Origin of the sequence: Bradyrhizobium viridifuturi, assembly GCF_001238275.1 — a bacterium.
GTDB lineage: Bacteria > Pseudomonadota > Alphaproteobacteria > Rhizobiales > Xanthobacteraceae > Bradyrhizobium > Bradyrhizobium viridifuturi.
The window spans coordinates 1-22,588 of the sequence record NZ_LGTB01000065.1 but is presented as its reverse complement, the minus strand read 5'-3'; the positions used below and the strand labels follow the sequence as shown (position 1 = coordinate 22,588).

Annotated in this window: 22 protein-coding genes and 1 pseudogene; 17 read left to right on the top strand and 6 right to left on the bottom strand. The window is 61.1% G+C overall.

All coding sequences use genetic code 11. The features are described 5' to 3' along the window. Positions 1 to 6: 6 nt before the first annotated feature. Genes narI through ALC15_RS38185 form a run of 7 tightly spaced genes read left to right on the top strand, consistent with a single transcriptional unit; the run spans position 7 to position 5,068 of the window. The gene (narI, locus tag ALC15_RS38215; RefSeq protein WP_050631731.1) at positions 7 to 717 is read left to right on the top strand and encodes a respiratory nitrate reductase subunit gamma; all 711 of its coding nucleotides are present in this window, start codon (positions 7 to 9) and stop codon (positions 715 to 717) included. A gap of 3 nt (positions 718 to 720) precedes the next feature. Next, positions 721 to 1,545 (top strand): peptidylprolyl isomerase, encoded by an 825-nt coding sequence (locus ALC15_RS38210; RefSeq protein ID WP_050631730.1) that lies wholly within the window; start codon positions 721 to 723, stop codon positions 1,543 to 1,545. A 9-nt stretch (positions 1,546 to 1,554) separates the two neighbouring features. Beyond that, the gene (locus ALC15_RS38205) at positions 1,555 to 1,890 is read left to right on the top strand and encodes a hypothetical protein (RefSeq protein ID WP_050631729.1); all 336 of its coding nucleotides are present in this window, start codon (positions 1,555 to 1,557) and stop codon (positions 1,888 to 1,890) included. A gap of 49 nt (positions 1,891 to 1,939) precedes the next feature. Then, positions 1,940 to 2,668: a carbonic anhydrase gene (locus ALC15_RS38200; RefSeq protein ID WP_063781932.1), complete on the top strand. Its 729-nt coding sequence runs from the start codon at positions 1,940 to 1,942 to the stop codon at positions 2,666 to 2,668. 1 nt (position 2,669) lies between these two features. After that, positions 2,670 to 3,209, top strand: a complete 540-nt coding sequence (mog, locus tag ALC15_RS38195) for a molybdopterin adenylyltransferase (protein ID WP_050631728.1) — start codon at positions 2,670 to 2,672, stop codon at positions 3,207 to 3,209. Then, positions 3,178 to 3,768, top strand: a complete 591-nt coding sequence (locus ALC15_RS38190) for a DUF2478 domain-containing protein (RefSeq protein ID WP_050631727.1) — start codon at positions 3,178 to 3,180, stop codon at positions 3,766 to 3,768. Before mog ends, ALC15_RS38190 begins: the two co-directional genes overlap by 32 nt. A 25-nt stretch (positions 3,769 to 3,793) precedes the next feature. Beyond that, a complete protein-coding gene (locus ALC15_RS38185) occupies positions 3,794 to 5,068 on the top strand; it encodes a molybdopterin molybdotransferase MoeA (protein WP_050631726.1) in 1,275 nt (424 codons plus the stop codon). A gap of 10 nt (positions 5,069 to 5,078) precedes the next feature. On the opposite strand, the gene ALC15_RS43835 is transcribed toward ALC15_RS38185, so the two are convergent. Continuing rightward, positions 5,079 to 5,495 (bottom strand): hypothetical protein, encoded by a 417-nt coding sequence (locus tag ALC15_RS43835; RefSeq protein WP_128089713.1) that lies wholly within the window; start codon positions 5,493 to 5,495, stop codon positions 5,079 to 5,081. 687 nt (positions 5,496 to 6,182) lie between these two features. Between ALC15_RS43835 and ALC15_RS38175 the strand changes: the two genes are divergently transcribed. The 6 genes from ALC15_RS38175 to ALC15_RS38150 all read left to right on the top strand — a co-directional run bounded on the left by ALC15_RS38175 (position 6,183) and on the right by ALC15_RS38150 (position 12,996). After that, complete coding sequence (locus tag ALC15_RS38175; protein WP_157860980.1) at positions 6,183 to 7,454, top strand: OpgC domain-containing protein; 1,272 nt, start codon at positions 6,183 to 6,185, stop codon at positions 7,452 to 7,454. 29 nt (positions 7,455 to 7,483) lie between these two features. After that, the gene (locus tag ALC15_RS38170; RefSeq protein WP_063781931.1) at positions 7,484 to 7,996 is read left to right on the top strand and encodes a copper chaperone PCu(A)C; all 513 of its coding nucleotides are present in this window, start codon (positions 7,484 to 7,486) and stop codon (positions 7,994 to 7,996) included. 69 nt (positions 7,997 to 8,065) lie between these two features. Further along, positions 8,066 to 9,253 carry an OpgC domain-containing protein gene (locus ALC15_RS38165; protein ID WP_050631739.1) on the top strand — a complete coding sequence of 396 codons (1,188 nt, stop codon included), beginning with the start codon at positions 8,066 to 8,068 and terminating at the stop codon, positions 9,251 to 9,253. Between the two features lie 154 nt (positions 9,254 to 9,407). Next, entirely contained in the window at positions 9,408 to 9,806 is a 399-nt protein-coding gene (locus tag ALC15_RS38160; RefSeq protein ID WP_244486447.1) for a DUF2059 domain-containing protein, read from the top strand. A gap of 15 nt (positions 9,807 to 9,821) precedes the next feature. Continuing rightward, on the top strand, positions 9,822 to 11,555 hold the full coding sequence (locus ALC15_RS38155; RefSeq protein ID WP_128089712.1) for a glycosyltransferase family protein: 1,734 nt from the start codon (positions 9,822 to 9,824) through the stop codon (positions 11,553 to 11,555). A gap of 154 nt (positions 11,556 to 11,709) precedes the next feature. Beyond that, on the top strand, positions 11,710 to 12,996 hold the full coding sequence (locus tag ALC15_RS38150) for a TAXI family TRAP transporter solute-binding subunit (RefSeq protein WP_050631723.1): 1,287 nt from the start codon (positions 11,710 to 11,712) through the stop codon (positions 12,994 to 12,996). Positions 12,997 to 13,669: 673 nt separating this feature from the next. Here the strand turns inward: ALC15_RS38150 and ALC15_RS38145 are convergent. The 5 genes and pseudogenes from ALC15_RS38145 to ALC15_RS38125 all read right to left on the bottom strand — a co-directional run bounded on the left by ALC15_RS38145 (position 13,670) and on the right by ALC15_RS38125 (position 18,336). Next, positions 13,670 to 14,541 (bottom strand): annotated as a pseudogene (locus tag ALC15_RS38145) (ABC transporter ATP-binding protein). After that, the gene (locus ALC15_RS38140; RefSeq protein ID WP_050631738.1) at positions 14,538 to 15,407 is read right to left on the bottom strand and encodes an ABC transporter permease; all 870 of its coding nucleotides are present in this window, start codon (positions 15,405 to 15,407) and stop codon (positions 14,538 to 14,540) included. The pseudogene ALC15_RS38145 and the gene ALC15_RS38140 overlap by 4 nt, the downstream one beginning before the upstream one ends. A 38-nt stretch (positions 15,408 to 15,445) precedes the next feature. Further along, positions 15,446 to 16,867, bottom strand: coding sequence for an ABC transporter substrate-binding protein (locus ALC15_RS38135; protein ID WP_050631722.1), 1,422 nt, complete (start codon positions 16,865 to 16,867; stop codon positions 15,446 to 15,448). A 180-nt stretch (positions 16,868 to 17,047) separates the two neighbouring features. After that, positions 17,048 to 17,824: a Crp/Fnr family transcriptional regulator gene (locus ALC15_RS38130; RefSeq protein WP_050631737.1), complete on the bottom strand. Its 777-nt coding sequence runs from the start codon at positions 17,822 to 17,824 to the stop codon at positions 17,048 to 17,050. Between the two features lie 206 nt (positions 17,825 to 18,030). Continuing rightward, a complete protein-coding gene (locus ALC15_RS38125) occupies positions 18,031 to 18,336 on the bottom strand; it encodes a gamma-butyrobetaine hydroxylase-like domain-containing protein (protein WP_050631721.1) in 306 nt (101 codons plus the stop codon). A gap of 221 nt (positions 18,337 to 18,557) precedes the next feature. On the opposite strand from ALC15_RS38125, the gene ALC15_RS38120 reads away from it, so the two are divergent. The 4 genes from ALC15_RS38120 (at position 18,558) to ALC15_RS38105 (ending at position 22,426) form a co-directional block, all read left to right on the top strand. Next, a complete protein-coding gene (locus ALC15_RS38120; protein ID WP_050631720.1) occupies positions 18,558 to 19,331 on the top strand; it encodes a ferredoxin--NADP reductase in 774 nt (257 codons plus the stop codon). Between the two features lie 105 nt (positions 19,332 to 19,436). Then, on the top strand, positions 19,437 to 21,179 hold the full coding sequence (locus ALC15_RS38115) for a fumarate reductase/succinate dehydrogenase flavoprotein subunit (protein WP_050631736.1): 1,743 nt from the start codon (positions 19,437 to 19,439) through the stop codon (positions 21,177 to 21,179). Between the two features lie 33 nt (positions 21,180 to 21,212). Next, on the top strand, positions 21,213 to 21,446 hold the full coding sequence (locus tag ALC15_RS38110; RefSeq protein ID WP_008141081.1) for a 4Fe-4S dicluster domain-containing protein: 234 nt from the start codon (positions 21,213 to 21,215) through the stop codon (positions 21,444 to 21,446). 2 nt (positions 21,447 to 21,448) lie between these two features. Next, on the top strand, positions 21,449 to 22,426 hold the full coding sequence (locus ALC15_RS38105) for a HEAT repeat domain-containing protein (RefSeq protein ID WP_050631719.1): 978 nt from the start codon (positions 21,449 to 21,451) through the stop codon (positions 22,424 to 22,426). Positions 22,427 to 22,588: the final 162 nt, after the last annotated feature.

Below are 22,588 nucleotides of genomic sequence, written 5' to 3'. Positions count from 1 at the left end.
CGAAGCATGCAAACGCTCAATTCGATCGTATTTGGCTGGTATCCCTATCTTTGCCTTACGGTGTGCCTTTTCGGCAGCTTGTTCCGGTTCGATCGCGAGCAATACACCTGGCGCACGGGCTCGAGCCAATTGCTGCGGCGCCGGCAGTTGATATGGGGCTCTAATCTGTTCCATGTCGGTATTCTCGTGATCTTCGGCGGGCATTTCGTCGGCTTGCTCACCCCGATCTGGGTGTTCGACATGCTCGGCGTCTCGCACAGCTTCAAGCAGATGCTGGCGATGGTTGCCGGTGGCCTTGCCGGCCTGATGTGCCTCGTCGGAATCAGTCTGCTAACGCACCGGCGGCTGTTCGATCCGCGCATTCGTGCCAATTCCTCCTTCGGGGATACCGCGATTCTGCTGTTGCTGTTTGCGCAGTTGCTGCTGGGGCTGGCGACCATTCCGGTCTCGTCCGGCCATCTCGACGGCCATGAAATGGTGAAGTTCATGGGATGGGCGCAAGGCATCGTGACGCTCCAGCCCGGCGTTGCCGCCAACATCCTGGACGTGCATCCGATCTTCAAGGCGCACCTCGTGCTCGGCATGACTTTGTTCCTGCTGTTTCCATTCACTCGGCTGGTCCACATCTGGAGCGCGCCAGTCTGGTACCTCGGTCGCCGCGGCTATCAGGTGGTTCGCAGCCGTAACGTCACGCGTCCAATGCAGCCCGCGGAGTAGGCCATGGATTGCTCGGTCACCCAAACCCTGCCGAAGCCGAAGACCATCAGTGTCAATGGTGCCGTGATCCCGCGTGAGGTCATCGCCCGCGAGGTGCAGAATCATCCGGCGGAAAAGCCGATCCTGGCCTGGCAGGCGGCGGCGCGAGCGCTGGTCGTGCGTGAGCTGCTGTTGCAGGAAGCCCAGCGTCTCGGCATCGAGGCCGAGCCATTGACTGATCCGGAAGGACGTCGCGAGACGCCGGAAGAAGCCGCAGTGCGCGAATTGGTCGAGCGCGAGGTGGTTACGCCTGAGCCTGACGAAGCCGCGTGCCAACGCTTCTACGAGCAGAACCGCGAGCGCTTTCGCTCGGGAGATCTCTACGAGGCCGCCCATATTCTGATCGCCGCGCGCCAGCGCGATGTCGTGGCGCGGACGTCCGCCCGGGCCAAGGCGGATACCATCCTCAGTGCGGTCAGATCCGATCCGGCTTTGTTTGCCGAGTTCGCGCGTGCCGAGTCCGACTGCAAAACCTCGGCCGAGAATGGCGGCCATCTCGGACAGTTGACGCGCGGCCAGACCGTGAAGGAATTCGAGATGGCGCTGCAGCGGATGCGGCCAGGAGAATTTGCGGTTGCCGAGACGCGCTATGGCTTCCACGTGATCCGGCTCGACGAATTTGCCGCCGGACAGGAACTATCGTTCGAGCTCGTCCGCGATCGTATCGCCGATTATCTCGCGACCAAGGTCCGCCACCGCGCCTTGGCGCAGTATGTATCGCTGTTGGCGGGCAGGGCCGAGATATTGGGTGTTGCGCTTGCCGCAGCGTCGTCGCCCCTCTTGCAGTAGAGCAAAGAAATGCAGCTTGGCGACATCATTCGCGGTTTCAGCGAGGAGGCGGTCGCCAGCGAGACGCTGCTCGCCTGCAACGACCTCGTGCTGGTCGCCCGCGTGGACGAGGCGGCCAGGCGATATGAAGAGACCGTCGGCGAATATGCTTCCGGCGCCGTCCGTCGCTTTGCCAATCTCGCCGGCAATGAGGATTGGCTCGGCCTGATGAATGTCGTGGAGCGCGCCGACGATCCGGGAATCGGATGCTTCATCTATATGATCAACTGGTCGCTGACAAAAGACGAGGCACCCAAACCGCCAGCCCATGCCGGCTGCACCTGCGGCGGCGGAGGCTGTTCGTGAGGTCCCGCGCCGTGAACTCTGACAGCGTTGCCTGGAGCGTCCGACGACGATGATCGACGAGCTGTTCGACCGCAACGTGGCCTGGGCGGCGGGTAAGACCCGCAGTGATCCCGATTTTTTCCGGCGGCTCGCCGAACAGCAGGCGCCACGGTATCTGTGGCTCGGTTGTTCGGACAGTCGCGTTCCCGCCAATGACATCGTCGGTCTCGATCCCGGAGAGGTGTTCGTGCACCGTAATGTCGGCAATGTCGTTCACACCGGCGACATGAATTTGCTGTCGGTGTTGGAATTCGCGGTCGAGACGCTCGAGGTGAGGCACGTCATCGTCTGTGGCCATTATGGCTGCGGGGGAATTCGTCGCGCGTTCGAGCCCCCGGGCGCTGGCGGTTTGATCGATCACTGGCTGGCGCCGGTGCGGGAGATGTGTCGGCGGTGCGCCGGCGACCTGGCGCGGCTTCCAAGCGATGCGGCCAGAATTGACCGTGCCTGTGAGTTGAACGTCGAACTCCAGCTGAGACGGGTCGCAGCGACGCCGATTTTACGTGGAGCCTGGCAACGCCAACAGCCGATCACGGTCCACGGCTGGATCTATGGCCTTGGCGACGGCCTCTTGCGCGATCTCGGGTTGAAACTGTCCTCGCTCGACCAGGCCGAGCAACTCGATCGGGAAGGCGACTATGCGGGGTTCGCCGAACCGATCACCATGGTTCGGCGCCACGCCGAGGAAGCGTTTTCAGGCCTATCGATGCCGGAATCGCAGCTTTTCGAGGAGGGCTGACATGGCGGACAATCGGCTCGCGCGCATCGGCATTCTAACGATATCGGACCGCGTCAGCGGCGGTGAGTATGAAGATATCAGCGGCAAGGCAATTAACGACTTCCTTGACAGGGTGATGCGGTCAAACTGGGTGGCCATCGTCAGGATCGTGCCCGACGGCACCGATAGCGTGGCGCGAGCGCTGATCGATATGGTGGAGCAAGAAGGCTGCGACCTGATCCTGACCACCGGCGGCACCGGACCGGCGCCGCGGGACCTGACGCCTGAGGCGACGCGGATGGTCATCGCGCGCGAACTGGAAGGCTTTGGCGAACTGATGCGCCGGATCAGTCTGGAGCAGGTGCCGACGGCCATTCTCTCCCGGCAGACCGCCGGCACGCGCGGAAAGTGCCTCATCATCAATCTGCCGGGACGACCCTCGGCAATCGATGTCTGCCTGAAGGCGGTGTTTCCCGCCGTACCTTACTGCCTCGACCTGATCGGGGCGCGACGGATAGAGGTAAATCCAGATGTATGCGCAGCATTCCGCCCCGCCGCGTAGCCCGGGCGAGCAAACCCGGCAGGATTTGGTCGCGATCGTGTATGCCGACGAAGCCTACCCTCAATTGACCTTCGAAGGACTCGTCACAGAGTGCCGCAAACGCGGGCTTCGGATTGCCGGGGTACTCCAGCATTCGATCTGCCCCGATTTGTCCCGTCATTGTAACGTGGCGCTTGAAGAACTCACAACCGGACTGCGGACAAATCTGTTCGAAGATCGTGGGCCCGGCGCCAGCGGGTGCCGTCTTGACGCTGCGGCGCTTGCTGAGGTGAATGCGCAAGTCGCGCGCTCGCTCGATACTGCCTCCGAATTGTTGATCCTGAACAAGTTCGGCAAGGTGGAGGCTGAAGGCCGCGGTTTACTTGATCTGGTCGCGATCGCGGTCGATCGCGGTGTCCCCGTTATCATCGGAGTGCCGGTCCGAAACCTCGATGCGTGGCGCAGGTTTTCCGGCGGCTTGGAGTTGGAACTTTCCAGTGACCTATCCGCAGCCTTGGACTGGCTCAACAGAAGATTTCCCGTTGCGGTAGCGCAAGAGCCGTTGCCGGCGACTGGCTGAATTGAACAGTCGTTGCGGAGGCAAAATGCCCAGTTTGCTGCAGACACAGCACGACGCGTGCCTGGCTCCTGCCAAGGGCGGGATCGTTTCTGTGAGGGATGCGCTAGCGACCGGATTGGCCGAGGCGCAGCCTATCGTGGAGACAGAGCTAGTCGATTTGTCCGCAGTGGCAGGACGGGTCCTGGCCGAGCCTATCAAGGCGGATGATCCGCTGCCGCGTTTCGACACCAGCGCTATGGACGGCTACGCTGTCGACACAGCCAGCCTGCCCGAATTTGTCCCAATCCGGCTGAAGGTCACCGGCAGCATTGCCGCCGGCCGCACCGTTGGAAGTCCGGTTCTGCGGAAGGGCGGTGCGTTTCGCATTCTGACGGGCGCGCCAATCCCCGCGGGCGCCAACGCCGTCATCGCCCAGGAAGAGGTCTGCCGCGACGGCAACAGCATCATATTCACCCGCGTGCCACGCCCCGGTGACAATATCAGACGACGAGGCGAGGATGTCGGGTTGGGTCACAGCCTGATCGAAGCCGGCACGGTCATGGGGCCGTTGCAAGTTGGCGTCGCCGCAGCCTGCGGCTATCCCGGGGTTCGTGTCCTTCGCAGGCTTCGGGTGGCCATGTTCACGACGGGCTCGGAACTTCGGCAGCCCGGCGAAAATATCCAGCCCGGCGAAATCTACGACGCCAACCGTTTCATTCTCCGCGGTCTGCTCGCAAAGCCTTGGATCGACATCATCGACCTTGGTAGCTGCATCGACCGGCCGTCGAGTCTGCGGGCCGTGTTCCAGACCGCCGCGGCGCGCGCCGATGTGATCCTAAGTGCCGGCGGAGTGTCTGTCGGCGACGAAGACCACGTGGTGGATGCATTTCAGCTTTGCGGCGGCAGGCTGTGGGTTCGAAAGGTCGCCATCAAGCCCGGCAAGCCGCTCGTGCTCGGCAAGATCGCGGACGCCACCTACGTCGGTCTCCCCGGTAATCCGGGCGCCTTGTTCACGACATTCAAGATCATGATCGAGCAGATCCTCGGTGCTCGTGCCGGGATCAAGTCAGGTTGCGCAGTTGAGCGCGCCGCAATTGCAAACTTCGACTGGAGGGGGCAGCCGGGCCGCACAACCTACCTTCCCGCCGTGCAGCGCGGGGATGCTGACGGGTTTCCTCTGATTGAACTGTTGCCGGGCGCCAATTCCGGCAGGCTGCATCAGCTCAGTTGTGCCACTGGTTTCGTCGTGATAGCGCCCGAGTCCGAGGCCGTCGCACGCGGCGACAAGATACGATGGCGGCCTCTCGAAGGACACGCATAATCGGGGGCTGTTAGCTTGTCAGCGGTTTGATCCTGCAATTCAATCGAGAGGTGCGGATAAACTGATGGCAGCAATTGGCGAGGCAAGGCCGAGGGGGCGGATTGAGGGTCGCCGATCTCTGCCCAACCAGAAGTCCGAAATGCCGACATTTTGTCGCAGCCACGCAGCCCATAAGAAGCCGGTCGAGCTCGACGAAGGAGAGGGAGTTTTCCGGGTTGCGAAGCAGCCGGGGTTGATGCCGGCCCTTGCGATAATCATCGCCGGGTCCTGGCCCTTTTCTCGCAAGACTTGCGGGAGTTCGACGAGAACTCCGATACGCTGCTATCCTTCCATTTTGCTGCGCCTCGCCGCCATGCACGCGGCAGACCGGGATTTCACGGAGCTGGCTGTCGCAAAATAACAAGCGCGCGATGTTGATCTTGATCAACATGCCCTCCGAGACGTCGCATTTGAATAACATTCGCAGTCGGCCGGTTTTGGTCGAGGTTCGAGACGTGACCAGGCGAACGTCGATCCAGCGGGGGCTCGCACCGGTTTCCACTGGCCGGGTGCTTCACCTTGGCAAAGTCCGCGGTCTCCGGGCTGGAAACGGCTGCGGTCGCTACGGGTGTCCTGCTGACCCTTTTGCAAACCAAGACCAACCCGGCGGTGCTGGTGCTGGGCGGGGCTGAGATCGGCGTTCTTTTCGCTTCAGTGATGAGAGGAGGGGGGGGCCAGTGCGCTAACCGTTGGAGTGTCCAAAGTCGATTTTCGGCTACGAAATCATCACCAGATTGGGAGCTCCATGATGAGCATCACTGGCTGCGATCTTCTATCTGCCGGCATGGGAAGCGCGTTCTCCGCGCCTGTACTCTCATCATGCCGCAACGTCGGCTACCGTCGAACGGCTCCAGGCGCCCGAACCATCTTGGGAGACCGGAAGGTCACCGACCGCGCCGAACACTTTGGTTGAGAAAGCCACCGTATGCGCCTTGGCAATTTGAGTATTTCCGCAGCCGTGTGCTGGCAAGATTGGCCCGGATTACCTCCGATATGACATATCGAGTCGGGGAGCGGGACTGTAGTGTAGTCGCCTGTTGGCTTGCTGTTCTTGATGACCAGGAGCGAGGACGAGATGATGCCTCGTATTGATCAAGCCGGATTTGCATCGATTGCCGATGGGGTCGCCGGAGCTTCCGCAACGGGCAAGGTGGACCCGGTCGCGACAGGCATCCTTTCGGCGTCGGCAGTCTCGATGCCGCTTTTTGTCGTTGCGAGCGGCAAGCGGGAATTGCGGCTCGACCTCTTTCGTGGGCTGGCGCTCTGGATGATCTATATCGACCACGTTTCGCCCGACCATTTGACCTGGCTCACGATCAGAAATTACGGCTTTAGCGACGCCGCGGAACTCTTCATTTTCATTTCCGGCTTCACCGCCGCGCTGGTCTACGGCAGGGCAACGTTCGAGTCTGGGTTCGTGATCGGGACCGCACGTGTGCTGCGGCGGATCTGGCAGATCTACACCGCACATCTGCTGCTCTTCCTGGTCCTTATGGCGGAGATCGCTTGCGTCGTGGCAGTTTCAAACAAGCCATCATTTTACATTCATGAGATGGAAGTCGCGGATTTCTTCGGGGATCCAGGAGCTGTGATGATCCAGACACTGCTCCTGCGATTTCGTCCGCTGAACATGGATGTTCTGCCGCTCTATATCGTGTTGATGGCCTTCCTGCCGCTGGTCTTCCTGCTTGCGCGATTGCATCGCGATCTTCCGCTGGCAGCCTCGATCCTGTTCTACATCCTCACCATCCGGTACGACCTTCACCTGTCGACCTATCGAGACGGCTTCTGGTCATTCAATCCATGCGCCTGGCAGTTGCTCTTCGTCTTCGGCGCCTGGTGTGCTCTCGGCGGCGGACGGCGATTGATCGCGATTCTAGATACGCGGCTCACTTTCTGGCTGGCCGTCGCCTATCTTTGCGCGGCGCTCTTTGTCACCTTCACCTGGCATTTCCCTCGGCTGGAGGATTTCATCCCAGCGTGGTTGTCGCGCGCAATCTACCCGATCAACAAGACCGATTTCGATATCCTGAGGTTGGCGCACTTCCTGGCACTGACGGTCGTTGTACTGCGATTCGTGCGGAACGACTGGGCGGGATTGAAGTCGCCCTTTGCCCGGCCCCTGATCCTGTGCGGGCAATATTCCCTTCAGATTTTCGCACTCGGGGTCGCCCTGTCATTTGCTGGCTACGCGCTTCTGATGGAGCTTGATGCGGGCGCCGCGCTGCATTTCATCGTGGGCGTCGGCGGCCTTCTGGTCATGTACTGCGTTGCGCAAACGTTCACCTGGTACAAGTGGGCGACGGTTGGGAGCGAGAGCGCTCCAATGCTGTCAAGAACATTGTGACGGTACCGGGTCGCTAAAGGGAGGGAACAGTGAAAGTCAGCGGACATCTCGTCGCGTTCTTGCTTCTTGCTGGTGCACTTCAAAGCCTGCCTCTGCAAGCGCAGGAAGTGAAGGCAGGTGATCTTGTCATTTCACAAGCTTGGAGCCGCGCGGCGCCGCGCGGTGCAGAATTGGCGAGTAGTTATGTCACGATCGAAAACAAGGGGACTGTGCCGGACCGCTTGATCGGAGGCGCGACCGATATCGCCGAAAAGCTTCAAATCCAGCAAAGTAGCATGGTCGGGGGCGGACTGACCTTAAACCCTGTTGCCGGAGGAGTGACGATCTCTCCCGGTGACAAGGTGGTATTGGCGCCTCACGGTATTCATCTGACCCTGTCGAACCTCAAGGCGAAGATGAAGAAAGGAACAGCTGTGCCAATGACGCTCGAGTTCGAGAAAGCGGGAAAGATTACTGTTTCGTTCGACGTGCTTGGCGCCGCCTCGACAGGACCCGTCGCGCCGAAAGCTTCAGCGGCAGATGGGAGCATGATGAAGAAATGAAGTTTCGGCGAGCAGGTTGTCGCCGTTGTCACAGTGCAACGTACCACGAGTAAGAATGGATGGAGCATGATGACCCACAAGGATGACGAATATCTCATGCGTCCCGTCGAGCGCGACCTCCGGCTCGATCTGCTCCGCGGCTTGGGTCTGTGGATGATCTTCCTCGATCACGTTCCGAACAACATCGTCTCCTGGTTGACGCTTCGCAATTTCGGCTTCAGCGACGCCGCCGAGTTCTTCGTGTTCATCTCCGGCTACCTTGCCGGCTTCATTTACGGCCCTTTCATTGCCGGCGGGCAGTTCCTCGCGGCCACAAAGCGACTCTGGAAGCGGGCTGTGCAGATGTACGTCGCCCACATTATGCTCTTCCTGATTTTCACAGCGCAGATCGCGCGCGCCGCGAGAAAATTTGACAATCCGATGTACGAGAATGAGTTCAATGTCTTCAATTTCCTCCAGCATCCCGACGTACTGATCGGGCAGGCCCTCACGCTGCGATACAAGCCGGTCGATCTCGACGTGCTGCCGCTCTACATTTCGTTGATTGCCGCTTCACCGCTGGTCCTGTGGTGCATGGTACGCCGCCCGAACCTGACCTTGCTTTGCTCGGCGGTCCTGTATGTTCTGGCACGCTGGTTCGACTGGAATCTGCCGTCTTATCCGCCGGGGACAACGTGGTACTTCAACCCGTTCGCCTGGCAATTGCTGTTTTTCCTGGCCGCATGGTGCAGCGTCGGCGGCGCCGCAAAATACTGGAGCCTGATTCAATCGCGCGCGGTATTCGCCCTATCGGTTGCGTGGATTGGCTTTGCCTTCCTGATCGTGATGACCTGGCACAGCGAATTCCTGGCGTCGCTGATTCCGAAATGGATGATCAAGGTGATCTATCCGATCGACAAGACCGATCTCGACATGCTGCGCTTTACGCACTTTCTTGCCGTGGCAGTCGTAGTGTCGCGATATGTCCCGTACAACTGGCGGCAGCTCACCGCAAAATGGACTTATCCGCTCAGGCTGTGTGGCCGGCATTCACTGCCGCTCTTCTGCGTCGGCGTGTTCCTGTCTTTTGGAGCGCACTGGATCCTGGTGCAGTACGACTCGGGCATCTTGGCGCAGATTGGCGTCAGCCTCGCCGGCTTCCTGATCATGATGGCGATCGCATGGGCTTTGGATCAGAGCCAGAAGGTCCCCGACTTGTTTGTCGAGGTAACCGATCTTGATACGTCAAAAGCAGCGACCGGTTCGGGCACGGCGTGACTGCGCCGACGCCCGGAAGCCGCGATTTGAATACCATCGTCCATTCGGACGTCGTCGGAGGAGTCGGTCTATGTCCAAACGCTTATTGGTCATCTGTAGCATACTCCTATGTTCGACGTGCGTCGCACGGGCACAAGCGCCATCCACCGAGGCGATGACCGCCGCACGAAGCCTGGTTACCACTTTAGGGGTACCCGACCAGTACAAGGCGCTGCTGCCTGTCATTCTGCTGGGCCTCAAGCCGGGGCTGACGCAGGAAAGGCCGGAAATGGAGCGAGCATTCGACGCGCTGCTGCCGAAGATGACCGAGACCTATGCTCCATATTACAGTGCGATGATCGACGCTGCCGCCACCGTTTACGCGAACAATTTTACAGTCGACGAACTGCATGAGATCGAGGCGTTCTATAGCCGACCAGCCGGGAGGAAATTTCTGGAAAAGTCACAAGCAATTGCCCAGCAAAGCACGCAGGTTGGCCAGGAAGCCGGGCGCAAGGCGAGCGAGGCTCTACGTGCGCGGCTGACCGAGCTCCTGCGCCAGACAGCACACTAGGTGTGATGGCGAGGAATGAGCAGGACCGAAGCGCGGCGCACAGAACGCTTTTCCGGCATCGCGGAGGGCAATTTGTCCCGGAACAGGGCGATGCGATCGATCGCGCGATTCGACATCTATGACATCGCCACCGGCGCGCTTCTCGCAACCCTCGTTCTCGCGGTGTGGCTCACCTTCAGGGATTACGCGATCTCCAACGATGAGGGCGTGCAGCACCACTATGGCGAATTGATTATCAGCTATTATCAGAGCGCGTTCAAAGATCGCGACGTTTTCGCGTTCGAGAACCTTTATCTCTATGGCGGGCTGTTTGACATCATTGCCGTTGGGCTCGCGCATGTCGTCCCTGTGGAGGCTTACGAGCTGCGCCACATCCTGTGCGCGATGATCGGGATTGGTGGGATTGTTGCCAGTGCAGTGACCGCGCGATTGATTGCCGGACCGCGTGCAGGTCTGATCGCCGCGGTCGCGCTTGCGCTTTGCGGTGGCTGGTACGGCGCCATGTTCAACCACACCAAGGACATTCCCTTCGCGTCCGCGATGATGGGAGCGACGCTGTTTCTTGTGCGGATTGCTCGCCGTCTGCCGTCGCCGCGCGCCGTCGACGTGGCGGGGTTTGGCCTTCTGGCCGGGGCGGCGCTCGGCGTGCGAAGCCTCGGTTTGCTGCTGATTCTCTATCTCGGCTTTGCCGTCGCTATTTGCCTGCCCTGGCGCGAGCGCGGCATGCGCCTCTCCTTTGCCGCCACTTCCGCGTTGAAGGCGTTGCCGGCCGTGGTGCTCGCCGGCTTCATCATGATCCTGGCCTGGCCGTGGGCCGCGCTGTCGCCGCTCAACCCGATCCGCGGTCTAATTGCGTTCTCGGAGTTTCACTACGACATCCGCACCATGTTCGAGGGACGCGTTTACGAGATGGCCGATGTGCCGCGGCTCTATACTCCGGTCTATCTCCTCATCCGCGTCCCGCTCATTACGCTCGCGGGCGCGGCGCTTGCGATGAGCTCATTGCTTTGGCAACAGCGCGATGAGGGCCGCGGAGGACACCGCAGCGATCTGGCCTTGGTTTCGTTGAGCGTCCTTTTCCCGCTGGCCTGCCAAGTGCTGCTTCGTGGACCCGGCTTTACCGGCATGCGTCATTTCTTGTTCGTGCTTCCACCGCTTGCGACGTTGGCCGGCGTGGGTTTCAGCAGGGGCTTTGACGCGCTTTCGACGCGTGGGCCCCGATTGGCATCGGCCGGGCTCGCGTTAGTCTCTGCATGCTTCCTGTGGGACGGCGTGACGCTGGCGAGACTTCATCCCTACGAGAACCTCTCCTACAATGCGCTGGTCGGCGGTCTTCCGGGCGCATTCCGTCGGTATGAGCTCGACTACTGGTTCAACAGCATGCCGGAGGCGATCCGTACGCTTGAGGCGTTCGTCCGTGACCAGACCCACATCGATTCTATCCATCCATCCAAGGTTTATTCCGTCGCCGTATGCGGGGAGCGTTTGCCTTTTGACCGGGCTGTCACTCTTCCACAATTGCGCTGGGACTTCAGGTCCGAATGGGATGAGTCGGAATTCTTTATCGCGTCGACACAGATGAACTGCGACCACGATCTTGACGGCGATGTTATCGGCACGGTGGAGAGGTTCGGTGTTCCCATAGCTTATGTGAAAGACCGGCGGGCCATTGCAAAGCGGCCGGTGGACACAGTCGCGTCGCCATCGTTGGGTCAGGAGGCCACCGCCCGGACGAGGAGCATTCCGTAATCCTGGTCCAGCTACCCGCTATTCATTCATTTCGCGCTGTTGGCAACGTCACTGGGAAGAAGGCGCTAGTTCGCTGCATTTCGAATCACGGGCCAGACCACGTTTCAGTAAGACTATTTGGCTAGGTCGCCACGGCACCAAGGATCGGCGCGCGATGATGATTGGAGATTATGCCCACAGGATCTGGCGCTACGCTGCAATTGCCGCGACCGTGGCGATATTTTTCGGCGCGAGCTGGTTCATTGTGGCAACGTTACCGCCGCGTGAGTTGGTGATGGCGACTGGCGCTGAAGGCGGGGCCAATTACGAATTGGGGATACGCTATCGCGATATCCTGGCGAAAGATGGTGTCAAGCTGCAGCTGCAGCCGACTGCCGGCAGCCTGGCCAATCTGAGATATCTGCTCGATCCGACCTCGCGGGTCAGCGTTGGATTCATACAGGGGGGCACGACCACCAGGAAGGAGGCCCCGAAGCTGGAGTCGCTCGGCACTGTTTTCTACGAACCGTTATGGCTGTTTCGCCGCGCCGGAATCGGCGAAGGCGTACAGGGATTGCGGGGCCGACGGCTTTCGATAGGTCCCGAGGGAAGCGGTGGGCGTGCCTTGGCGCAGCGGGTCATCGAAAGGACGAGGCTTGACAGTATTGTCGGCGAATTGTCGGGATTTCCTCCGCAGGCTGCGGCTGAAAAGTTGATCGCCGGCGACATCGACGCGGCATTTATTGTGACAGCCTGGGAGTCTCCCGTCGTCCAGTCTCTTCTCCATGCCACGGGCATCGAGCTTTCAAGCGCTCAACGCGCGGACGCTTTCGTCGCAATTTATCCTTACCTGCATAAATTGATACTGCCTGCCGGTGTCATCGATCTCTTGACGAACCGTCCGCCGAACGATGTTGTTCTATTGGCGCCGAAAGCCAGCCTTGCCGTGCGCGCCGACCTGCATCCTGCGTTGCAGTATCTGTTGCTCAATGCAGCAGTCGAGATTCATTCCCCGCCGGGGATTTTCCAGAAGGCAGGAGAGTTTCCTGCCGCCGAAGCCATCGACCTTCCGCTTAGTCAGGAAGCGCAGCGCTTTTACAAGACCGGACGACCATTCTTGCAAGGCTATCTTCCATTCTGGGCCGCGACGCTGGTCGAGAAGCTCCTGGTCGTGTTTGTCCCACTAGCCGCGTTGCTCTTTCCCGCGTTCAAGTTGCTGCCGCAGTCGTACGACTGGATGATGCAGCTCCGGATCAGGCGACTCTATGACGAGATCAGGTCGATCGAGAGCGAGATGGAGGCGCAAGGAGTGAAGATCGATGTCAGCGCGCTGAACACGAAACTTGATCTGATTGATCAACGCGCGAACCATCTGCAATTGCCAAATGTTTATGCGAGCAGTCTATATACGCTGCGAGGTCATATTGATCTCGTGCGCACGCGTCTGGCCGCTATGACTTGACGCTGCTCTTTTGCGACAGGGACGCCGTAAACTGTCAAGCAAGCTTTGGTCGAGCCAATTTGGCCGAGTTTTCCAAATGCGGCTTGAAATCGTTGAATGATCAAGCAGGTTTTGATCCCGCCATTCTGGATTTGCTCCAGCCTGGAAATCCAAGATCTTGCGGCCGCTTTCGCTGCGCATTTGGAAGCTCGGCTTTCGCAATGGTACTTGTCTCGCCGGCGACGGGGCCGACGACCGTGCATGTGAACTAACTCGGACGTCTTCCAAGCCTGCCGATGATGGCGTTTCGGACGGCGGCTTTGACCAAATGTATGGGTTGCCTTGAAGCGCGCTTCGCGAATGGCGAACCTAGCGATGCAGCGCGTCGCGGCTCGAACCGCTCGGATACAGGCCCAAGGGGTGCGTTCTGTTGTCGCTCGAAAGAGAAGCCAACCACCGAAACTCCGTGAACAAACAGAGATAACGGTGGTCAATCAGGATCGAGCTTCATCGTCTTTGCTAATCGTTTCGATCGCCGATTGCGTTCGGGACGCAGGAACATCCCCACCTCACGGGTTCATAACGCCCCGGTTGACGCGAACCCCTGACACCCCCGGTAATCATGCCCGGCCGAGGCATGTAATTTCATAAGTTGGTCGGGCGGTGACGTCCCGCCGCATTGCGCATGTTGCCATCAAAGTACCTCGGCAAGCGAATGCCCCTGCAACTCGATTGTCAGCCCCTGCATGCCGAGGTCATTGATCTCGCCGCCCATCGCCTTCAGGCTCTCTTCGCGGATGAGGGACATTAACCCTCGACGGAGGGCGAGAAATTCGGACGACATCATCATCGACTGCTGCCGCGGGCGTCGAGCGGGATCGGGATTTCGGCCTTGATCGAGCCGGGGCGCGCGGTCATGCAGTAGACGCGGTCTGACAGGAAGATCGCCTCGTCGATGTCGTGGGTGACGAACAGCACCGAGATCTTCAGCCGCTGCCACATGTTGGTGAGGATCTGCTGCATGATGACGCGGGTCTGCGCGTCCAGTGCGCCGAAGGGTTCGTCGAGCAGCAGCACCTTCGGTCCCGTCGCAAGCGCGCGCACGATGCCGACGCGCTGCTTCATGCCGCCGGACAGTCGCTCCGGATAGTGCTTCTCGAACGCCTCGAGCCCGGCGAGCCCGAGCAACGTGCGGGCCGCGCGCTCGCGCTGTGAGCGCGGCATGCCGCGCATCTTCAGGCCGAACTCGACATTCTCCCGCACCGTCTTCCATGGAAACAGCGAATATTGCTGGAACACCATGCCGCGTTCGGCGCTCGGGCCGTTCACGGGCTCGCCGTCGACGGTGACGACGCCGGTGGTGGGCTTGAGAAAGCCGGCAACCGCGTTGAGCAGCGTGGACTTTCCGCAGCCGGAGGGGCCGACGATCGAGACGAACTCGCCGGGATCGACATGGATGCGGGTATCGGTGACGGCCTGCACCGCACCGTCGATGCTTTCGTAGCTGAGCGAGAAGTTGCTGACCTCGATGCGACCCAGCGGCGGCTTGGTCCGAACCTCGTTCATTTCGGCCTCCATGGCATCACCAGCCGACCGGCAGCCCGGATCAACAAGCTCGATGCCAGTCCGAGCACGCCGATTGCGATCATGCCGAGCGCAATGTCGGCATATTGGACCAGCGAATAGGCTTCCCAGGTGAAATAGCCGATCCCGTACTGTCCGGAGATCATCTCGGCAGCGATCAGGGATACCCATGCCACGCCCATGCCGACGGTGAGGCCGGTGAAGATGTGCGGCAGAGAGGCGGGGAAGTACACCTCGCGGAAGATCGATCGCTCGCGGGCGCCAAGACATTGCGCCGCGCGCACCAGCACCGGATCAACCAGCGACATGCCGTGCAGCGTGTTGACCAGGATCGGGAAGAACGAACCGAGGAACGTGATGAACACGATACTCTGCTCGTTGGTTGGCCACAGCATGATCGCCATCGGCACCCAGGCGATTGCGGGGATCGGGCGCAGCACTTCGGCGACCGGAAACACCGCCTCATGGACCAGCTTGAAGCGGCCCATGATCAGTCCCAGTGGCACGCCGACGATGGCGGCCAGCGAGAAGCCGATGAAGATACGGCGGCAGCTCAGTAGCAGGTGCATGAGGAATTTGGGATCGTGCATCGCCTTGGTGAAGCTTGCATAGACCGCAAGCGGCGTGGGCACGTTGACGAAACGCACGAAGAAGACGACGCGATAGGTCGTGAGCAGGTGCCAGACCACCAGGAAAGCGGCGAGTGAAATCGCGCCGATCACGGCCGCGCGCAGGCCAGCCTGATTGAGCCGGTACCAGCGCCGCGCCAGCGCGGCGAATGACGGTGTGGGGCCGGGTGTCATGGCGGATGCGACCGCGGGCTTGGTCTCGGCCCCGGCTGACGGCATGGCGTCCTCCTGGTGCCGCAGGACGGCTGGACTGCTGCTCACGTCTTGCCTCCGCCGACGGCCGATTTCACCGCGTCGTCGAAGCCGAGCACCTTGCCGCCGATCTTGGCCGCATACGCCTCGGCGTCCTTTTTCAGGAGGAACGGCGCCACCTCGCCGTCGCCGACGGCGTAGAACGCCTGATCGGCGAACAGCTTGATGCCGCGGGTGGTGTCGAAGACGTAGGCGACGTTGATCTTCTTGCCTTTGGCCTTGAAGTCGGCGTAGGCGCCGAGCGTGCAGGCGGCGTTCGCGAACGGCAGGATGCCGGCATCGTCGACCCAGACTTCACCGGCCTTGCGCGGATCGGCGATCGGCTTCTTGCAGAAGCTGTCCTGGCCCGAAATCTCGTAATTCCCGGTGCTGGCGAGCTGCGCGTCGTAGTCGAGGTTCATCTCGGCATAGGCCTTGCGGATATAGGAATCATCGACCCACTTTCTCGGATCGAATTCCTTCATGCGCCCGAGCTTCTGCAGCACCGTGACGTCGGTGACGGCGGCGTCGATCAGCGCCGGCTTGACCGTGGGATCGGTGGTCATGTTGCCGCCCGGTCCGAGGAAGACGTAGACCACCTCCTTGTTGATGCCGGTCCACTCCTGGATCTTCTCCGCGGCGCGCTTCGGATCGTCGCGCAGCCATTGATTGGCGGCAATGAGTGCCTTCATGTAGGCGACGACCACCTCGGGATATTTTTCGGCGAAGTCGGTGCGCACGACGATGCCGTGAAAGGTCGGCAGATTGGTCTCGACGCCGTCGAAGATCTTGCGCGCGAAGCCGCGGAACGGCAGCAGCTCGGCGAACGGCACGAAGTCGGCATGCGCGTCGATCTTCTTCTCCTGGAGATTGGTCGATCCGACCTCCGGGCTCTGGCTCACCAGCTGGAAGAAATCGGATGCATAGCCGCGGTCCTGCATCGCTTTCAGCACCATGCCGTGCGCGGCGGATCCGAACGGCACGCTGACGAGCTTGCCCTTGAGGTCGGCGAGATCGTAGTAGGGCGAGTCCTTGTGGACGACGATGCCGTTGCCGGAGCCGGAGAGATTGTAGGCGGCGATCGCGATCAGCCGGCTCTTGCTCTCGGGATTGTTCTCGAACGTGAAGCCGTTCACGATCAGCGGATAGTCGCCCATCATGCCGATCTGCAGCTTGTTCGCCATCATCGCATTGGTGACGGGCGGACCGGAAGTGAAATTCTGCCAGTCCAGCTCGAACTTGATGTTGGCGTATTTGCCGTCGGTCGGCAGGTATTTTTCCAACAAATGGAGCTGCCGGATGACGGTGCCTGCTGTGGCCGTGTTGGTGGTCGTGTCTTGCGTGCCGATGCCGATCGTCACCGTTTCCGCCGCTGCCGGCTGCGCGAGCAGAAGCGCCAGCGACGTCACCGATATCGCAAGCGAGAGCGTGGGAAGATGGCGGACCATTCTCATCCTCTTTCGGTTGGATGTGCTGTGGCGGCCATGATTGGGTGAGGGCGCAAGCCGGGCAAATCGGGATTCATCGTCGCGGTCGATTAGTTGCCGGGAAATGCCGATTGCATAGTCCTTGTGCAGTTTTGCGGCCGAAAGCCGATTGCATGTGCATCGGCCTCAATCGGATGCCCTTTAGTCAGAGGCCTGGCCCCGCATCTCCTCCAGGATCTCGCGCCGGCAAACCACGATCTGAGAGCGTTTGGTGACCACAATTCCCTTCTCCTGCATGCGCTTCAGGCTGATCGTCACCCACTGCCGGGTCGCGCCGACCATGTGGGCGATGTCGGCATGGGTAAATGCCGCCGCGATCACGGTGCCGTCGGCGTCCTCCACGCCATAGAGATCGACCAGGTGCAGCAAGAGATGCGCAAGGCGCTGGGTGATCGAGCGCGTTCCCAGCATCTGGGCCAGCGCCGAATAGCATTTGCCCTTGAATGTGAGGCCCTCGATGAGGCCGATGGCGAGGTTCGGTATCTCGGCGGCCAGCGCGCGCAGCTCCTTTCCCGGAAGATGCACGACGCTGCAATTGCTGGATGCGACGCCGGACCATTGATGCACGGTGCCTTCGAACACTTCGGGCCCGCCGACGAAATTACCGACATGCCAATAGGCAAGGGTGATCTCGCGGCCGAGCGGCGAGGTATAGAAGACGCGGATGCGACCGCTTTCGATCAGCCAGATGCCGTCATGCTTGCCGCCCTGGCTGAACAGGGTCTGGCCGCGGTTCAGCACCTTGCGGCGGCCCTGCTTCAACACGAGTTCGCGCTCGCGCGGCGCGAGCTTGTCCATCAGCGGCGGCGGCCCGCCGATCCATTGCTGGTTCTCGGTGAGCAGCAGCGAGGAGCTGCCCGCGGGCCGGATTTTTGCGGGAATGGTTCCGCGAACCGCATTGGCCGCCTGCAGCAACATCGAGCCGCCTCCAGTGTTCAAACCGTTCTAAACAGGAGCAATGTCCGTGCCAGAGCGGGTTGGCAAGCCGGGGACGGGTGGACGCCGACGCCTGCGCCATCCCGGGATGGCACGCGGCGCGCCGCCCGGAAAATTCATCATCGAGAACGGGGGATTTATGGAACAGGGGCTCGCCGAACGGCCTCGGGGATAGAACGGGAGATCGGCTAGTGTCCCGCCAGGCTCAGCAGATAAATCTTTGGATAGATCCCGCGGTTATGCCCGTCGGAGAACGAGATGTTGAGCCCGTAGCCCAAATCGCCGATCTCGGTGATCGCGATGCCGGGAAACCGCTCGGGGAAGCGGCCATCGAAGCGGGCGCGGGTGCAATGCGCGCATTTGCAGGAGAACCTGAGCTGTTCGGCGCCAAGCCTGACCTCATCGTCGCGCACGGTGCGCACGACGAGCGTCGCAAGATCGGCGCTGACCTCGTAGCCTGTCACTGTCGGTGCCACCAATGCGGTCATGGTCATGGCTACTCTCCACCGTCTTTCCTGACACCGATGCGGCAACCGCGATAGCAACTAATTGCCGGATCAGTCTCGAGGTCGCGCGTCTCGAAGGGGCCGCTGCCTGTTCGCCGGTCATCGATCGCAAATGTGAAACTAATCGACCGAGAACGGCGCTTCGTCGTTGCGGGACGCGTCGCTCTCCGAAACCTTGCGCGGCATTGAGCACGCAAGGAGAGAGCACATTGAGCGCTTTTCAGAAGGAGACGGTCATCTCGGTCAAGCACTGGACCGAATCCCTGTTCAGCTTCACCGCAACCCGCGATCCGGGTTTTCGCTTCCAGAACGGCCAGTTCGCGATGATCGGGCTCGAGATCGACGGCCGGCCCCTGATGCGGGCCTACAGCCTGGCCAGCGCCAATCACGAGGAGGCGCTCGAGTTCTTCAGCATCAAGGTGCCCGACGGTCCGTTGACCTCGCGGCTGCAGAAGATCCGGGAGGGCGACATCATACTGGTGGGCCGCAAGGCGACCGGCACTTTGATCACCGGCAACCTCCTCCCCGGCAAGCGGCTCCTGCTGCTGTCGACCGGCACCGGGCTCGCGCCGTTCGCGAGCCTGATCAAGGATCCCGAAGTCTACGAGAGCTATGACAGCATCGTGCTCGCGCATGGCTGCCGTCAGGTTTCGGAGCTGGCCTATGGCGAGCACCTCATCGCGAGCCTGCGCGACCACGAGTTCCTCGGCGATCTGATGCGGGACAAGCTGGTCTACTATCCGACCGTCACCCGCGAGCCGTTCAGGAACCGCGGCCGTATCACCGATCTGATCGCCTCGAACCAGCTGTTCGACGACATCGGGCAGCCGGCGCTCGACGTTGAGACCGACCGCATCATGCTCTGCGGCAGTCCGGCGATGCTCGAAGAGCTCCACGCGATGTTCACCGCACGCGGCTTTGCCGAGGGCAATCACAGCAGGCCCGGCCACTTCGTGATCGAGAAGGCCTTTGTCGAGCGCTAACAGCGGAAATTGTCCGCCGGCGACAACTAATTGCTATCGCCGCTTGATCGTCTGAACAAATCTCATCCAGAGGCGCCGGTCGCGCCGATGAACCAGGAGCAAGCGATGGCGCTAGATCAGATCGTAGACGGACTTTCGGAGGTTTCCTGCGATGTGCTGGTGATCGGCGGTGGCACGGCCGGCCCGATGGCGGCGCTCAAGGCGAAGCTCAGGAATCCGAAAGCCGACGTCGTGCTGCTCGAGAAGGCCAACGTCAAGCGCTCCGGCGCGATCTCGATGGGCATGGACGGGCTCAACAACGCCGTCATTCCCGGGTACGCAACGCCCGAGCAGTACACCAAGGAAATCACCATCGCCAACGACGGAATCGTCGATCAGAAGGCGGTCTATAAATACGCCCAAAACTGCTACAAGATCGTCGAGGAGCTCGACAGCTTCGGAATCCGGTTCCTGAAGAACGAGAACGGCGACTTCGCCGTCAAGAAGGTGCACCATATAGGCACCTATGTCCTGCCGATGCCGAACGGCGACACCGTGAAGAAGGCGCTGTATCGCCAGCTTCGCCGCGCCCGAATCCTAATCTCGAACCGCTACATGGCGACACGGTTGCTGAAATCCGGCGATGGTCGCGTCGCGGGCGCGATCAGCGTCAACACCCGCACCGCCGAGATATTGGTGATCAAGGCCAAGGCCGTGGTCCTGTGCATGGGAGCGGCCGGACGGCTCGGACTTCCGACCTCGGGTTACATGTTCGGCACCTACGAGAACGCCGCAAATTCGGGTGACGGCTACGCGATGGCCTATCATGCCGGCGCGGCGCTCGCGAACCTGGAATGCTATCAGATCAATCCGCTGATCAAGGACTATAACGGCCCGGCCTGTGCCTATGTCGCGGGTCCGTTCGGCGCCTTCACCGCCAACAACGAGGGCTCGCGCTTCATCGAGTGCGATTACTGGTCGGGCCAGATGATGCTCGAGTTCTATAATGAGTTGCTTTCGGGCAAAGGCCCGGTGTTCCTCCAGCTCAAGCATCTTCACGAGAAGACGATAGAGGAGATCGAATCGACCTTGCACAAGGTGGAACGGCCGACGCGCGGCCTGTTCCAGCATGGGCGAGGGGTCGACTATCGGCAGGAATCGATTGAGATGCACATCTCCGAGATCGGCCTCTGCTCCGGTCACAGCGCCTCCGGCGTCTTCGTCGACGATAATGCGCGCACGACGGTGCCAGGCCTTTACGCTGCTGGCGACATGGCCAGCGTGCCGCACAATTACATGCTGGGCGCCTTCACCAACGGTTCGGTCGCCGGCACCGATGCGATGGAATTCGCCGACAGCCACGATTTCGCTCATTTCGACGCCGCGGACGTCGCCCTGGAGCGTGAGCGCGTGCTGGCGCCGACCACGCGCGAGGACGGTATTCCGCCGAACCAGATTGAATACAAGACGCGCCGCCTAGTGAACGACTATCTGCAGCCGCCGAAGGTCACGCGCAAATACGAACTTGGCATGCGTCGGCTCGCTGAGGTCCGCGAGGACATGACGCAGCGAATGATCGCGCGCAACGCGCATGAGCTGCTCCGCGCGCTCGAAGTGCAGTCGATCATGGATTGCGCCGACATGGCAGCGCACGCCTCGCTGTTCCGCGAGGAGAGCCGTTGGGGCCTTTACCACTGGCGAACGGATTTCCCGGAGAAGGACAACGAGAACTGGTTCTGCCACACGCTGCTGTCCAATCAGGATGGTCGGATGACGAGTGCGAAGCGCGCCGTGGAGCCCTACATCGTGCCGATCGCGGACGATGAGAAGGATCTCTACGACAAGCAGCGCGTCCGCGCCAGCGTGTGATCAGACCGACCACATACAACAGGAGATTGGACGATGCCACTCGCTTCCTATCAGACGTCGGTTCCCGTGGTGGTCGACGACGCCAAATGCATCGCGGATAAGGGCTGCACGGTGTGCGTCGACGTCTGTCCGCTGGACGTTCTGCGCATCAGCGACATGACCGGCAAGGCTTACATGGCGTATGACGAGTGCTGGTACTGCATGCCCTGCGAGGCGGATTGCCCGACTGGCGCTGTGACCGTCAATATTCCCTATCTGTTGAGGTGAGCATGTCGAGCCCGTTCGAATCCTACGACGATCTCGAGGACGCCGACGAGCGGCTGCAGGCGGCGGACCCTGCGGAACGTCGCGTCGCCATCATTGCACTTGGCCATTCGGGGGACCCGGCCGCGGTCGGCCATCTTGCCAGGATGGTGTTAGATCCTGATGCCGGCGTGCGGCAGCAGGTCGCGATGGCGCTCGGGGAGTTCGACGGGCCGGAGGCGGCGGATGCGCTGGCAGGATTGCTGATCGACCCCGAGAGCATCGTCGCGGCGGCCGCGGCCGACAGCATGGCCGAGTTCAAAGACCCGGCCTGTGCGGATGTCATCCTGCCGCTGGTCAACCATGCCCACGCCTTCGTCCGCATGGGGGCGTTGCGGGCGCTGAAGGAATTGCGCCGCAAGGACACATTGAAGCCGGCGCTCGAGGCTCTGCGGGACAAGGACGCGGCGGTGCGCGTGCAGGCGATCGGAGTCATCGGCTTCCTCAAGCTCGAGGAATCGATTCCTGCCCTGACGGCGCTAATCCACGATCCCGACGCGCATGTGCGCCGCGCCGCGGTGAGCGCGCTGGCGTTTTCGCAGATGAAACCGGCGGCGGAAACCATCAGGCGTGCGCTCCAGGACGACGACTGGATGGTGCGCGAGATGGCGGCCGAAACGCTGGGGCTCAACGTCAATGGTGCGTTGGCGGCCGATCAATTGGTCGCGTTGCTCGCGGACGAGTTCTGGCAGGTGCGGCTCAAGGCCGTTCGCAGCCTCGGGAAGATGAGGATCGAGCGGGCCGTGCGCCCGATCGGGAATTGCGTCAATCACGTGCAGGCGAATTTGCGCAAGGAAGCGGCCGCCGCGTTGGGTGAGATCGCTCATCCCGACGGCGCAGCATTCTTGGCGGTCATTGCGGACGACCAGGATCCCGACGTACGAAAGAACGCGCGCTGGGCGCTGCAACAGATCGCGGCGAAAACGTCGAAGGCGAAATCGTAGATCAGAGAGCTCGTTCCGCGAATTGGTCGGATCGTCGCGAACCCGACGACGGCCACGTTCACAAGCAAAACCCATTGCCGTGGTGCGGCACAGCGCCAACGTTGTCCGCCAATGCGAACGCACTCCGGAGCATGCGCGTCCGCGGTCCGGAGCTATGGCTAC

Coding starts and splice junctions, on each gene's coding strand:
- ALC15_RS38140 (WP_050631738.1), bottom strand. CDS start 15,407: ATGCCGTCAGCCGGGGCCGAGACCAAGCCCGCGGTCGCATCCGCCATG.
- ALC15_RS38205 (WP_050631729.1), top strand. CDS start 1,555: ATGCAGCTTGGCGACATCATTCGCGGTTTCAGCGAGGAGGCGGTCGCC.
- mog (WP_050631728.1), top strand. CDS start 2,670: ATGGCGGACAATCGGCTCGCGCGCATCGGCATTCTAACGATATCGGAC.
- ALC15_RS38160 (WP_244486447.1), top strand. CDS start 9,408: ATGACCGCCGCACGAAGCCTGGTTACCACTTTAGGGGTACCCGACCAG.
- narI (WP_050631731.1), top strand. CDS start 7: ATGCAAACGCTCAATTCGATCGTATTTGGCTGGTATCCCTATCTTTGC.
- ALC15_RS38175 (WP_157860980.1), top strand. CDS start 6,183: ATGATGCCTCGTATTGATCAAGCCGGATTTGCATCGATTGCCGATGGG.
- ALC15_RS38105 (WP_050631719.1), top strand. CDS start 21,449: ATGTCGAGCCCGTTCGAATCCTACGACGATCTCGAGGACGCCGACGAG.
- ALC15_RS38125 (WP_050631721.1), bottom strand. CDS start 18,336: ATGACCATGACCGCATTGGTGGCACCGACAGTGACAGGCTACGAGGTC.
- ALC15_RS38155 (WP_128089712.1), top strand. CDS start 9,822: ATGAGCAGGACCGAAGCGCGGCGCACAGAACGCTTTTCCGGCATCGCG.
- ALC15_RS38110 (WP_008141081.1), top strand. CDS start 21,213: ATGCCACTCGCTTCCTATCAGACGTCGGTTCCCGTGGTGGTCGACGAC.
- ALC15_RS38115 (WP_050631736.1), top strand. CDS start 19,437: ATGGCGCTAGATCAGATCGTAGACGGACTTTCGGAGGTTTCCTGCGAT.
- ALC15_RS38190 (WP_050631727.1), top strand. CDS start 3,178: ATGTATGCGCAGCATTCCGCCCCGCCGCGTAGCCCGGGCGAGCAAACC.
- ALC15_RS38135 (WP_050631722.1), bottom strand. CDS start 16,867: ATGGTCCGCCATCTTCCCACGCTCTCGCTTGCGATATCGGTGACGTCG.
- ALC15_RS38130 (WP_050631737.1), bottom strand. CDS start 17,824: ATGTTGCTGCAGGCGGCCAATGCGGTTCGCGGAACCATTCCCGCAAAA.
- ALC15_RS38200 (WP_063781932.1), top strand. CDS start 1,940: ATGATCGACGAGCTGTTCGACCGCAACGTGGCCTGGGCGGCGGGTAAG.
- ALC15_RS38210 (WP_050631730.1), top strand. CDS start 721: ATGGATTGCTCGGTCACCCAAACCCTGCCGAAGCCGAAGACCATCAGT.
- ALC15_RS38165 (WP_050631739.1), top strand. CDS start 8,066: ATGACCCACAAGGATGACGAATATCTCATGCGTCCCGTCGAGCGCGAC.
- ALC15_RS38150 (WP_050631723.1), top strand. CDS start 11,710: ATGATGATTGGAGATTATGCCCACAGGATCTGGCGCTACGCTGCAATT.
- ALC15_RS38185 (WP_050631726.1), top strand. CDS start 3,794: ATGCCCAGTTTGCTGCAGACACAGCACGACGCGTGCCTGGCTCCTGCC.